This window comes from Kitasatospora nipponensis (assembly GCF_039528135.1).
In the GTDB taxonomy this organism is placed as follows: Bacteria; Actinomycetota; Actinomycetes; order Streptomycetales; family Streptomycetaceae; genus Kitasatospora; species Kitasatospora nipponensis.
In genome coordinates this window covers 45,308-57,069 of the sequence record NZ_BAAALF010000032.1, presented here as the reverse complement: position 1 = coordinate 57,069, position 11,762 = coordinate 45,308, and the positions used below count along the sequence as shown (strand labels likewise).

Below are 11,762 nucleotides of genomic sequence, written 5' to 3'. Positions count from 1 at the left end.
CCAAGCCCAACGTCAAGTCCAAGTCGATGATCAGCCAGGGCTCCGACGTGCTGTTCCACCCCGCGGGCGCGTCCGGCCAGGGCGTGTCCGAGGCGGCCGCCGCGGGCGCCTTGGACGCGGCCGGCCCGGAGTCCAGCACCGCGACCGTCGCCGCCGGGCCGCCGACCACCAGCACCGCCGCGGCGGCCACCAGCCACAGCCGCCGCCGGCGGCCGCGCCGGCGGATCGCGACGACCTCGTCCAGCAGGCCCTCCAGCAGCCGGGGGCTGGGGCCCACCGGTGCGGTGGCGAGCGGCTCGACCTTCGACAGCTCCCCCAGCATCCCGGCCACGCCGGCCAGTTCGTCCAGCTCGGCGGCACAGCGCGGGCAGTCGGCCAGGTGCGCCTCGAAGGCCACCCGGTCCGCCTCGTCGAGCACGCCGAGGACGTAGGCGCCGGCGTCGAGATGCCGGTCCTGCCAGTCCTGGGGGTCCTGCGGGACCCGGGGCGCTGTCACGACGTCACTCCTCTTTCTTCCAGGGCCAGCCTCAGCGACCGCAGTGCGTAGAAGACCCGCGACTTCACGGTACCGGCCGGAATGCCGAGCTCCGCTGCCGCCTCCCCGACCGTGCGGCCCTTCAGGTACGTCTCCACGATCACCTCGCGGTGCGCGGTGGTCAGCGCTCCCAGGGCGTCCGTGATGGCCATCATCCGCAGCGCCCGGTCGAGTTCGTCCTCGGCCGGGAGCAGCTCCAGGGGGGCCGCGTCGGTCTCCGGCGGGCGGGCGGCGGTGCGCCGGTGGTTGTCGATGACGATCCGCCGCGCCACCGTCACCAGCCACGGGCGGACCGAGCCGGCCGCCACGTCCAGCCGGTCCGCGTGCCGCCAGGCCCGTACCAGGGTCTCCTGCACGACGTCCTCGGCCCGCTGGCGGTCGCCCCCCACCAGGTGCATCACGAACCCCAGCAGGGGGCCCGCGTGCTCCCGGTAGAGAGCCCGCATCAGATCCTCGTCCGCGGCGGCCGCACGTCCGGCCCGGCGTTCATCGGTCACGAGCCCATCCTGGCGCACCGGTACCTCCTGTTCGCAAGTGCGATCGCCCGACAACCGTCAGTAGTTGTAGCCGCCGCCACCGGAGGAGGTCCCGGGCGAGGACGGCGCGGGGGTGCTCGGCATGGTCGGCGTGGCCGGACTGCTCGGCATGGTCGGGCTGCCGGGCGAGCTCGCCGCACCGCCGGAGCCGGCCCGCGCGCCGCTCGGCGTGACGGCCCACCAGATGCCGGCCACGCCCTGGCCCTTGGTGTCACCGGGTGCTCCGTCGCCGCTGAAGCGGTACAGCGGCCAGCCGTTCAGGGTCAGCTGCCGGGTCCCGTCGGACCGGGTGAGCGTGCCGACCTGGCCGGAGACGCCGGTCGCGGTGGGCTGGCCGCCGGGCGCGGGGGCCGCCTGCCAGGTGGCCGCGCAGGAGCCGGTGCAGCTGGAGGTCGGCGGGCTCGCCGAGTCGTGGTCGAAGCGGTACAGCGTGTGCCCGCTGCTGTCGGTGACGATCTGGCCGAGCGTGCCGCTGGTGGCCACCTTCAGCGCCGCCGCCGAGGAGGACGGCGGCGTGGTGGCGGGAGCGGTGGTGGACGGCGCGGGAGCGGTGCTCGCGGCCGGCGACCCGCCGGCCGACGACCCGCTCGAACCGCAGCCGGCGACGAACGCCAGCACGGCGGCCGCCGAGGCCGCCAGCATCCCGGCGCGACGATATGCGGACATGACGGTGTTGCCCCCATCCCGAACGGTGAGGTCCTGCCGGAGCGACCCGGTGCCGCTCCGCCCGGGAGTACGCAGCCGCCGCCCCGAGCGTTCAACCCGGTCGCGAGCGCACCGCGAGCCGGCTCACGAGGTGAGCGGCCCGATGGTCAGGGCGTGGACGGTCGGGCCGGCGCAGTGCTCGCTCCGCCAGGGCACGAAGAGCGCGTGCGTCTCGCCCGGCGGATAGACCCGCAGGCCCTGTGCGGCGGTGAGTTGGCACTGCGCGGGGTCGTAGCCGCCGATGCCGTTGCTGTCGTGCAGGGTGGCCCGGGCGGTGCCGTGCGGCTTGAGGGTGACCGCGGTGTACGGGTCGCCGGTGCGCTGGGCCGCGTTGCCGGACTGCACGCCGGCCGCCGCCACGTACGAGACGCCCGGGTAGCCCGACAGCGTGCAGGCGCGGTCCGAGGTGTTGGTCAGCACCAGCGTCGCGTAGTACTGCCCCGCGCCCACTCCGGGGTCGGTCAGCGCCGCGCCGAGCCGGCCGCTGCTGCAGGCGCTCGGCCCGGCGGCGGACGCCGATGCGCTCGGGGTACCCGGTGCACCGGTGGCGGGCGCGGTGACGGGCGCGGAGGTGGTGGCCGGGGCGGAGGCAGCCGCGGACGGCGCAGTGGTGGTGGAGGCGCCGGCGGACGGGACCGGCGAGGCCGGCGTGGCCGACGGTGCCGCGGTGGCCGGCGCCGGCGTGGCCGGACCGCCGCTCACCACGTGCGGCCCCGCCGCGGAGGAACAGCCCGTCACCGCCAGGGCGGTGAGGCCCAGGGCCGCGACGGGGACGGCGAACGGAAGGCGACGGGTGCGCGGGGCGGCGGGCATCGGGATCCTCCTTCGCGGGACCGGATCCCGCTACCCGCCGTATGCCCCGCCCGGCCCGCGCTACCCGCGCCACCCGCCACCGGTCAGAGCAGCGTCTGCCAGTAGTACCAGAACCGGTTGAGCACCAGCAGCGCGATCACCGCGTACCAGAGCACCGGGACCGCCCAGTGGTAGCGGTTCAACTCCCGGACCACCGGCCGCAGTCGATCGCCCACCGGGATCACCCCGGTGCGCAGGTTGTGCAGCGTGGTGTACCAGAACAGCGCGATGGTCGAGGCCCAGACCACCATGCAGTACGGGCAGAGCGCGCCGATCGTGTACAGCGACTGGCCGATCAGCCAGTGCACCAGCACCACGCCCAGCAGGCTCCCCGCCTGCAGCCCCAGCCAGTACCAGCGGTGGTAGCGGGCCCCCGCCGCCAGGCCCAGCGCGGTCGCCAGCACCACCGTGAACCCGACCAGCCCCAGCAGCGAGTTGGGGAACCCGAGGAGCGCGGCCTGCTCGGTGCGCATCACCGAGCCGCAGCTGATGATCGGGTTGATGTTGCAGCTGGGCACGTAGTCCGGGTTGGCCAGCAGCCGCAGCTTGTCGAAGGTCAGCACGGACGAGGCGGCCAGGCCCAGCGCCCCGGCCACCGCCAGCAGCCAGATCAGGCCGCGCCGGCCGGCGCCGGCCGGCTGCCCGGCGGGGACGGGGTCCCGGTCGCGGTCGCCGTCGGCCGGCCGGGCGACGGCGGCGGTCACTGCGCCCCCACCCCCTGCTTGACCATCGCGGTGAACTGGTCGGCGCTGACCGGGCCGGAGCCGGCGAAGAGGTTCAGCTGCTTGCCGTCGAGCTTCATGGTCGGGGTGCCGGTCACGCCGCTCTTGGTGAAGGCGCCGGCCACCTTCTGGGCCCACGGCAGGTAGGTGCCCTTGGTGACGGCGGTGGTGAACGCGTCGGTCTTCAGGCCGGGCACCTGGCCGGCCAGGTCGAGGATCCTGTTGACGTCGCCGAAGCCGTCGGTCCGCTCGTCGGGCTGGTTCGCGTAGAGCACGTCGTGGAACTTCTTGAAGTCGTCCACGCTCTGGTTCAGCGCCGCGCGGGCGGCCGCCAGCGCGGTGATCGAGCCCTTGCCGCCGAGGTTGTCGTCCAGGAAGGCGGCCAGGTGGTACTCGATCTTGTAGGTGCCGTCGTCGGCGAGCGCCTGGACGGTGCTGCCGTTCGCGGTCTCGAACTTCTCGCAGATCGGGCAGCGGAAGTCCTCGTAGACGGCCAGGGTGTGCGCGGAGTCCGGCTTGCCGTAGACCACCACGGTGCCGTCGGCGCCACTCGCGTGCGCCGGGGTGACCACCGCGGCGGCGGGCGCGGAGCCGGCCGACCTGGCGCTGTCGCCACCGGCGCTGCCGCTGCTGCTCGCGCCTCCGGTGCCGGTGCCGATCGCCAGCGCCAGGCCGCCCACCAGCCCCAGCGCCGCGACCGCCGAGACGCCGATCACGATCCGGCGCCGGGTCCGCCCGGCCTGCTCCTCGCGCAGCCGGGCCTGCGCCAGCCGCTCGCGCCGGGCGGCGTTGCGCTCCTCGTGGCTCAGTTCGGCGGTGGCGGGGTTGCCGCTGGTCTGCCTGGCCTTGTTCTGCTGCGTGCTCATCGAAAGATCCGTCCTGTCCGCGGGGTGAGGGCTTGACCGGCAAGCCTCGGGGGGCGTCGGCGGCGCGCACCGCGGGCCGCCCCCGCGGTGCGGGGGACGGACTCAGCAGGCGAGCGCGAACGACGCCGGCGGACCGCGGCGGCGGGAGGGTGCGAGCGGGAGGTCCTCGGCGGGCGCGTGCTCCGGGCGGGGCTCGGGCAACGGTGCGCCCAGGGCCGGGCGGGCCGGCAGCGGGACGAGCGGCAGCAGCGCGCGCAGCACGCCGGTGGCCAGCTGGGCCAGCGCGCCGGCGAGCTCCGGCAGCCGGCTGAGCGAGGCGTCGGCCAGGCGCAGCCACAGGGCGGCGAGCAGCGTGACGACCACGTGCACGGCCAGCAGGACGCACTCCAGCACCATCGGCGCGAGCGAGAGCGCCCCGCCGCCGGAGCCGACCGAGCCGCCGCCGCAGACCATCAGGTCCAGCCCGTGGCCGGTGCCGCTGTGGGCCTGGCCCGGCGCCGGCGCACAGGCGTCCTGGCCGAGGTTGAAGGTGGTGTTGAGCAGCAGCTCGACCGGCAGCAGCAGGGCCGCGATCCGCGCGAAGCCGCGCTCGGCGCCGGCCAGCAGCGCCGCCAGCGCGAAGACCGCCACGGCGGCCAGCGCCACCACGGTGAGCGGCAGCGGCTTTCCGGTGACCACCACGTGACCGGCCGCGGACAGCGGAACCGCGAGCGCGGCGAACACGGCCGCGCGCAGGGTCCGGGTCGTACGACAGGTGGTCACGGTCCGGAGTATGCCATGTGGGTGAAGCCGGGCACGAGGGCGCGGACGGCCCGGATACCACACCCGGCGAGCGAGCCGGATCACAGCGCGGGCCGCCCGGCCGGGTCAGGCCGCCTCAATCGGGGCGATCCGGGCGCTCAGGGCGCCGGGGCCGGTTCGACGGGTTTGCGGGCCTCGATCAGGAAGCGGCTGGCGTGGGCGACGAACGGCCCCTCGCGCTCGATCATCAGGTGCAGCTCGCGCAGCCGGTCGCGGTACCGCTCGACGGTGAAGCCCGGCACCATCCAGATCACCTTGCGCAGGAAGTACACCACCGCGCCGATGTCACGGAACTCGGTGCGCAGCCGCTCGAACCGCAGGTCCACCACCTCCAGCCCGGCCGCCCGGGCCTGCGCGCTCTCGTCCTCGAAGTGCCGCCCGCGGCGGACCCCGGGCGGCTGCGGGCCCAGGAAGTACTCGACCAGCTCGAAGACGCTGGCGTGCCCGACGTGCTGCGCGAAGTAGGTGCCGCCGGGCCGCAGCACCCGGCTGATCTCCGCCCACCACACCGTCGCGGGGTGGCGGCTGGTCACCAGGTCGAAGGCGGCGTCGGCGAACGGGAGCGGCGGCTCGTCGGGGTCCGCGACGACGACCGCGCCCAGCGGGTGCAGCAGCGCGGTGGCCCTGGCGAGGTTCGGCGGCCAGGACTCGGTGGCGGCGAGCACCGGCGGCGTCGCGGCCGCGGTCGCCAGCTCGCCGGCCAGCACCTCGCCCCCGCCGGTCTGCAGGTCGAGCGCCGCCGAGGCTCCGGCCAGCCGCCCGGCCAGCAGCCGCTGGTAGCCCCAGGACGGGCGGTGCTCGCTGGCCCGGCCCGCCAGCCAGGAGAAGTCCCAGCCGTCCACCGGGACGGCCTCGCCCTCGCCCACCAGCTCCTCGAAGTCGCGGGAGGCGCCCCGCTGCGGTGCTCCGGCGCTCTGGTTCTGTGACATGTCGCCCATCATCGCCATCACCCGGCCCCCGCGCGAACGGATTTTCCCCCGCCTTTCCCTCCCCTTCGCCCCCCGGTACGGCCGGCCGTCGCCGCCCGGCGGCCGGGTGTTCGCCCCGCGTTCGCCCCCCGGACCCGCGCCGTGGCCGGCGCCCGCGCGCGGCGGACCGCGGCCGCGGCAACGGCAGGTGGGCCGCTGGGGCCGTGTGGGAGCATGCAGCGGTGGAAACGGGGATGGGACTACCGCGGCGGCGCCCGGCGCGCGGAGCACGGGGACTGCGGCGACCGCGGCCGCGCACGTTGATCACGGTGGGGGCCGGCGTGCTCGTGGTCGGCCTGCTCTACTACCAGGGCAGCGGCTCGGGCACCGACCCCGTGCAGCTGGTGCGCAGCTCCGACCGGGGGTGGATCGGACTCGCGCTGCTCGCCATGGTGGCCAGTTACCCGGTCGCGACGGTCGGCGTGCTGGGCTTCGTGCCGGAGCGGATCGGTTTCGCCCGCACCGCGCTGGCCCAGCTGGCCGGCTCCTTCGTGCGGCTGGTGATACCCGGCAACCTCGGCGGCGCCGCGCTCAACACCCGGCTGCTGCAGCGCAGCGGCATCGCGCCGGGGCGGGCGGTCTCCAGCATCGGCGCCGGACAGCTGGTGGGCCTGGTGCTGCACCTGCTGCAGCTGGCCTTCTTCGTCTGGCTATCCGGCGTGCGCCGGCCGAACACCGCGCAGGGCGCGCACAGCACCGAAATCGCGCTGGGCTGCGTCGCCCTGGTGGCCGTGCTCGCCCTGCTGGTGCTGGCCGTCCCGGCCGTGCGCGACCGGCTGGTGACCCGGCTGCGGCCGCTGCTGGAGGGGTCGGTGGCCCGGCTGCGGGACCTGCTGCACCACCCGGGCGGCCCGGCGCTCGGGGCGCTGGGGCAGTTCATGGTCTCGATGATGCTCACCAGTTGCCTCTACTGCTGCGTGCGGGCGACCGGCGGCGACGCGCGCTTCTCCGCGGTCGCGGTGGCCTTCCTGGTCGGCAGCGCGGTCGGCACCCTGGTGCCCACCCCGAGCGGGGTGGGCGGGGTGGAGGCGGCGACCGCGGCCGTGCTGGGCAGCACCACCGGTCTGGGCAACAGCAACGCGCTGGCCGCCGTGATGCTCTTCCGACTGATCACCCTGGTGCTGCCGGTGCTGCCCGGCTGGGCGGCACTGAGCTGGCTGCAGCGGGCCGAGGCGCTCTGAGGCCCGGTCCCCAAGGCCCGGTCGCGGGGACCCGGGAGCGCCTCGGCCCGCCCCGGGTCAGCTGGTCTGCAGCGAGGTGTCGTCCAGGACGAAGCTCGTCTGCAGCGAGGAGTCCTCGGTGCCGGTGAACTTCAGCGTCACGCTCTGGCCCGCGTAGGAGGACAGGTCGACCGTCCGCTGCGTGTAGCCGGTGGCCGCGTCCACGTTCGAGTAGCTGGCGACCGTGGTGCCGTTGGCCGTCAGGACCAGCTTGTCGTAGGCCGTCGAGCCGGTCTCGGCGGTGTCGACGTGCAGCCAGTAGGTCAGGGTCGCCCGGCAGCCGGCCGGGATGCTGACGCTCTGCGCGAGGGTGTCGGTGTGGGTCGAGCCGTAACCGTCCAGCCAGGCCTTCCAGGAACCGCCGTGCGCCGCCTGCGAGGAGCTGTTGTCCACCACGCCGCTGGAGGCGGTCCACGGCGCGGCGGTGCCGGTCTCGAAGCCGGCGTTGCCGAGCAGCTGCGCCGGGGTGCAGCTGCCGCCGCCACCGGTGACGGTCCAGGTGAAGGTGACCGAGGCGGTGTGACCCGCGGCGTCCGTGACGGTCACGGTGACGGTGTAGCTGCCCGCGGTGGTGGCGGTGCCGCTGATCCTGCCGGTGCCGGCCGCGATGGACAGCCCGGCGGGCAGGCCGGTGGCGGCGTAGCCGAGCGGCGCGGTCCCGCCGGTGGCGCTGATCTGCAGGCCGGCGCTGCCACCGACGGCGGTGCTCTGGCTGCCCGGGTTGGTCACCGAGACGGCGCTGCCGGCCGGCTTGGTCAGCAGGCAGCCGCTGACGGTGAGGTCGATGGCACGGCCGGCGCCCAGGCAGGTGGTGAACCAGTAGGTCTCCTCACCGTAGCTCTGGCCCTGGGTGACCGTGGTGGTGCCGTCGGCGGCCACCTCGCACGGGTTGTCGAGGGTGCACATCTCACCGTTGTCGTTGCCGGTGTTGTTGATGCCGACGATCCTGCGGCTGGTGGCGTCGACGATCGGCGAACCGGAGGTGCCGTGCGTGGTGTTGCACCCGGTGCTGTAGCGCAGCGAGTCGTGCCAGGTCCACTGGTCCTCGCGCAGGGTGTTGACGAACCCGTTGACCGAGCAGTTCCACACCTGCTTCCAGTACGACGAGGGTATGTACATCGAGGAGCCGTCGACCGGGTGGGTGTCACTGATCGTCAGGGCCGTGGCGCCGTACTTGCTGCTGATCGAGGAGAAGGTGTCGGTCAGTTCGTAGAGCGTGACGTCGGTGCCGGTCATGGTCGCGTACAGCACCTTGTCCGCCTGCACGGTGCCGAGCGCGGTCCCGGCGGCGTTGAGCAGGGTGCCGCTGCGGCTGGCGCTGACGTTCTGGATCACCTGGCCGGCGCTGGGCATGGTCGGCAGGCAGTGCCCGTTGGTGAGCATCATCGCCCGGTCGGTGTCGACCGACGTGGGGTAACGCACCAGGGACGCCGAGCAGTTGCTCAGCGCGATGGTGGAGGTCAGATCGCCCGCCTGGACGGCTTGGGCGGGGGCGGCGGCGGCCGTCAGCGTGCCGGCGACGACCGCGGCCGTGCCGATCACGGCGGCAAGTCCCTTGAACATGGCTCTCCTTGTGGGGGATGCCGGGCGTACGAACGGTTGCGCACACCCGAACCGCACGAAGCTGCCATGGGCACTTCAAGACCGTCAACTGTTCTGACCGAATTCGTGGTTGGCCCTTGACCGCACTCCCAGCCCGCTCCCCGGACTCCCAGCCCGCACTCGGACTCCCGACCGGGCCGTCCACCCTCCACCCGCCCTCCGACCGGGCCTCCGACCTGGCCTCCGACCGCCCTGCGACCGGGCCGGCGACCGGCCCCTCGAGCGGGCCGCCGTCCCGTCCGCCGTCCCGTCCGCCCGCGACCCGGCCTGGCGCAATGACTAAGCGCTTGCTTAGAATCGCCCCGCCGTGCGAAGCAGCCCGGCAGAGCAGCCAGCAGCCCAGCCGCGGCCCAGCCACCGGGAGACGCCATGTTGTCCGCACAGAACCGCCAGATCCGCCTCGCCCGCCGTCCCGTGGGCGAGGTCCGCCCCGAGGACTGGGCCCACGTCACCGAGCCGGCCGCCGCGCCCGCCGCGGGCCAGTTCGCCGGGCGCACCCGCTTCATCTCGCTGGACCCGGCGATGCGCGGCTGGCTCGACGACCGCCCCTCCTACCTGCCGCCGGTCGCTCTGGGCGAGGTGATGCGGGCCGGCTCGATCATCGAGGTCACCGAGTCCAACCACCCCGACTTCGCCGTCGGCGACCTGGTCGCCGGCACCTTCGGGGTCCAGGAGCACGTGGTCTGCGACGGCCGCGGCACGCTGCGCATCGACGCCTCCGCCGCCTCGCCCTCGACCTACCTGGGCGCGCTCGGGATGCCGGGCATGACCGCCTACTTCGGCCTGCTGGAGGTCGGCGCGCTCCAGGAGGGCGAGACGGTGGTGGTCTCCGGGGCCGCGGGCGCGGTGGGCACCATGGTGGGCCAGATCGCCAAGGCCCGGGGCTGCCGGGTGGTCGGCATCGCCGGCGGCCCCGAGAAGTGCGCCCTGCTGACCGGCGAACTCGGCTTCGACGCCGCGATCGACTACCGCGCCGAGAACGTGAAGAAGGCCCTGCGCACCCACGCGCCGGACGGCATCGACGTCTACTTCGACAACGTCGGCGGCGAGATCCTGGACGCCGCGCTGGCCTGCCTGGCGATGCGCGCCCGGGTGGTGGTCTGCGGCGCCATCAGCCAGTACAACAGCACCACCGGCGTCCAGGGCCCCGCGAACTACCTCTCGCTGCTGGTGCGCCGCGCCAGGATGGAGGGCTTCGTGGTGTTCGACCACGCGCCGCGCTTCGCCGAGGCCGCCCGGGAGATCGGCCAGTGGATCGCCACCGGCCGGATCAAGGTCCTGGAGCACGTGGTCCGCGGCACCCTGGACGACTTCCCGCAGACCCTGCAGATGCTCTTCCGGGGAGAGAACACCGGCAAGCTCGTCCTCGAACTGACCTGAGGGCGCCGCCCACCGGGCCGGTGCGTGCCGTGTTCGCCCCGGCCCGGTCGATGGCGCAGGATGGCTGACGGCAGATCAACCGTCCCACGCGCATGGGGAGTACCTGGATGAGCACCGAGCCCGAGCAGTACGACGTGGTGGTCCTGGGCGGCGGCCCCACCGGCGAGAACGTCGCCGACCGCACCCGGGCCGCCGGGCTGAGCACCGCCGTGGTCGAGAGCGAACTGGTCGGCGGCGAGTGCTCGTACTGGGCCTGCATGCCGAGCAAGGCGCTGCTGCGCCCGGCCGCCGCGCTGGCCGGCGCCCGGGCGGTGGCCGGCTCGCGGGAGGCGGTGCGCGGCCCGCTCGACGCCGCGGCCGTACTGGCCCGCCGGGACTCCTTCGCCTCGCACTGGAAGGACGACGGCCAGGTCTCCTGGCTGGAGTCGATCGGCGCGGTGCTGGTGCGCGGCGAGGGCCGCCTGGAGGGGCCGCGCCAGGTGCTGGTGCGCACCCCGGACGGCGGCGAGCGACGGCTGACCGCCCGGCACGCCGTCGCCCTCTGCACGGGGACCCGGGCCGTCCTGCCGAGCGGGGTGCCGGGCCTGGCGGAGGCCCGGCCGTGGACCAGCCGGGAGGCGACCAGCTCCCCCACCGTGCCCGCGCGCCTGGTGGTGGTCGGCGGCGGCGTGGTCGGGGTGGAGATGGCCGCCGCCTGGCAGGCACTGGGCTCACGGGTCACCCTGCTGGTGCGCGGGGCCGGGCTGCTGCCGCGGATGGAGCCGTTCGCCGGCGAGCTGGTGGCCGCCGGGCTGAGCGCGGCCGGCGTGGACGTGCGGTTCGGCGCCTCGGTGACCGGGCTGCGCCGCGCCGACGGCGTGGTCGCCGTCTCCCTGGCGGACGGCGGCGAGCTGACCGCCGAGGAGGTGCTGTACGCCACCGGCCGGGCGCCGCGCACCGAGGCGCTGGGCCTGGCGAGCGTCGGGCTCACCGACGGCGACTGGCTCGCGGTGGACGACAGCTGCGCGGTGCGCGGCGTCGACGGCGGCTGGCTCTTCGCGGTCGGCGACGTCAACCACCGCGCCCTGCTCACCCACCAGGGCAAGTACCAGGGCCGGATCGCCGGCGCCGCGATCACCGCGCTGGCCCAGGGCCGGCCGCTGGAGACCGCCGCCTGGGGCCCGCACGCGGCCACCGCCGACACCGCGGGCGCGCCGCAGGTGGTCTTCACCGAGCCGGAGGCGGCCTCGGTGGGCCTGACCGCCGAGGGGGCCCGCCGGGCGGGCCGGCGGGTGCGGGTGGTCGACTACGAGCTCGGCTCGATCGCGGGCGCCTCGCTCCAGGCGGACGACTACCGCGGCCGGGCCCGCATCGTGGTGGACGAGGACCGCGGCCACCTGGTCGGCGCCACCTTCGTGGGCCCCGCGGTGGGCGAGCTGCTGCACGCGGCGACCGTCGCGGTGGTCGGCGAGGTGCCGCTGGCGCGGCTGTGGCACGCGGTGCCCGCGTACCCGACGGTCAGTGAGATCTGGCTGCGCCTGCTGGAGGCCTACCGGGACTCGGCACCGGCGGAATAGCCGGACAGGAGGGGCGGTT

11 protein-coding genes and 2 pseudogenes are annotated in these 11,762 nt (G+C 75.0%); 3 read left to right on the top strand and 10 right to left on the bottom strand.

All coding sequences use genetic code 11. The features are described 5' to 3' along the window. The 8 genes from ABD323_RS12295 to ABD323_RS12260 all read right to left on the bottom strand — a co-directional run. A partial coding sequence (locus ABD323_RS12295) for a zf-HC2 domain-containing protein (protein ID WP_344441416.1) occupies positions 1-496 on the bottom strand: 496 nt, incomplete at its 3' end. Continuing rightward, positions 493-1,050, bottom strand: a complete 558-nt coding sequence (locus ABD323_RS12290) for a sigma-70 family RNA polymerase sigma factor (protein ID WP_425555967.1) — start codon at positions 1,048-1,050, stop codon at positions 493-495. The genes ABD323_RS12290 and ABD323_RS12295, both read right to left, overlap by 4 nt. A 39-nt stretch (positions 1,051-1,089) precedes the next feature. Further along, positions 1,090-1,737, bottom strand: a complete 648-nt coding sequence (locus ABD323_RS12285; RefSeq protein ID WP_344441414.1) for a COG4315 family predicted lipoprotein — start codon at positions 1,735-1,737, stop codon at positions 1,090-1,092. 123 nt (positions 1,738-1,860) lie between these two features. Continuing rightward, positions 1,861-2,589, bottom strand: coding sequence for a DUF4232 domain-containing protein (locus tag ABD323_RS12280; protein WP_344441413.1), 729 nt, complete (start codon positions 2,587-2,589; stop codon positions 1,861-1,863). Positions 2,590-2,672: 83 nt separating this feature from the next. Beyond that, complete coding sequence (locus ABD323_RS12275; RefSeq protein WP_344441412.1) at positions 2,673-3,332, bottom strand: vitamin K epoxide reductase family protein; 660 nt, start codon at positions 3,330-3,332, stop codon at positions 2,673-2,675. Beyond that, positions 3,329-4,216 (bottom strand): DsbA family protein, encoded by an 888-nt coding sequence (locus tag ABD323_RS12270; RefSeq protein ID WP_344441411.1) that lies wholly within the window; start codon positions 4,214-4,216, stop codon positions 3,329-3,331. The genes ABD323_RS12275 and ABD323_RS12270 overlap by 4 nt, the downstream gene beginning before the upstream one ends. Before the next feature lie 102 nt (positions 4,217-4,318). After that, positions 4,319-4,978, bottom strand: coding sequence for a hypothetical protein (locus ABD323_RS12265; protein WP_344441410.1), 660 nt, complete (start codon positions 4,976-4,978; stop codon positions 4,319-4,321). 137 nt (positions 4,979-5,115) lie between these two features. Next, positions 5,116-5,946 carry a class I SAM-dependent methyltransferase gene (locus tag ABD323_RS12260; protein WP_344441409.1) on the bottom strand — a complete coding sequence of 277 codons (831 nt, stop codon included), beginning with the start codon at positions 5,944-5,946 and terminating at the stop codon, positions 5,116-5,118. A gap of 308 nt (positions 5,947-6,254) precedes the next feature. Between ABD323_RS12260 and ABD323_RS12255 the strand changes: the two genes are divergently transcribed. Next, positions 6,255-7,166: a lysylphosphatidylglycerol synthase transmembrane domain-containing protein gene (locus ABD323_RS12255; RefSeq protein ID WP_344441408.1), complete on the top strand. Its 912-nt coding sequence runs from the start codon at positions 6,255-6,257 to the stop codon at positions 7,164-7,166. 57 nt (positions 7,167-7,223) lie between these two features. Here ABD323_RS12255 and ABD323_RS12250 read toward each other — a convergent pair. Beyond that, positions 7,224-7,949: pseudogene (locus ABD323_RS12250) on the bottom strand (Ig domain-containing protein); the annotation flags it as partial. Between the two features lie 201 nt (positions 7,950-8,150). Beyond that, positions 8,151-8,591, bottom strand: a pseudogene (locus ABD323_RS12245) (S1 family peptidase); the annotation flags it as partial. A 585-nt stretch (positions 8,592-9,176) separates the two neighbouring features. Between ABD323_RS12245 and ABD323_RS12240 the strand changes: the two are divergent. Both ABD323_RS12240 and ABD323_RS12235 read left to right on the top strand, forming a co-directional pair. Next, positions 9,177-10,187, top strand: a complete 1,011-nt coding sequence (locus tag ABD323_RS12240; protein WP_344441407.1) for an NADP-dependent oxidoreductase — start codon at positions 9,177-9,179, stop codon at positions 10,185-10,187. Positions 10,188-10,294: 107 nt separating this feature from the next. Next, the gene (locus tag ABD323_RS12235; RefSeq protein ID WP_344441406.1) at positions 10,295-11,743 is read left to right on the top strand and encodes a dihydrolipoyl dehydrogenase family protein; all 1,449 of its coding nucleotides are present in this window, start codon (positions 10,295-10,297) and stop codon (positions 11,741-11,743) included. Positions 11,744-11,762: the final 19 nt, after the last annotated feature.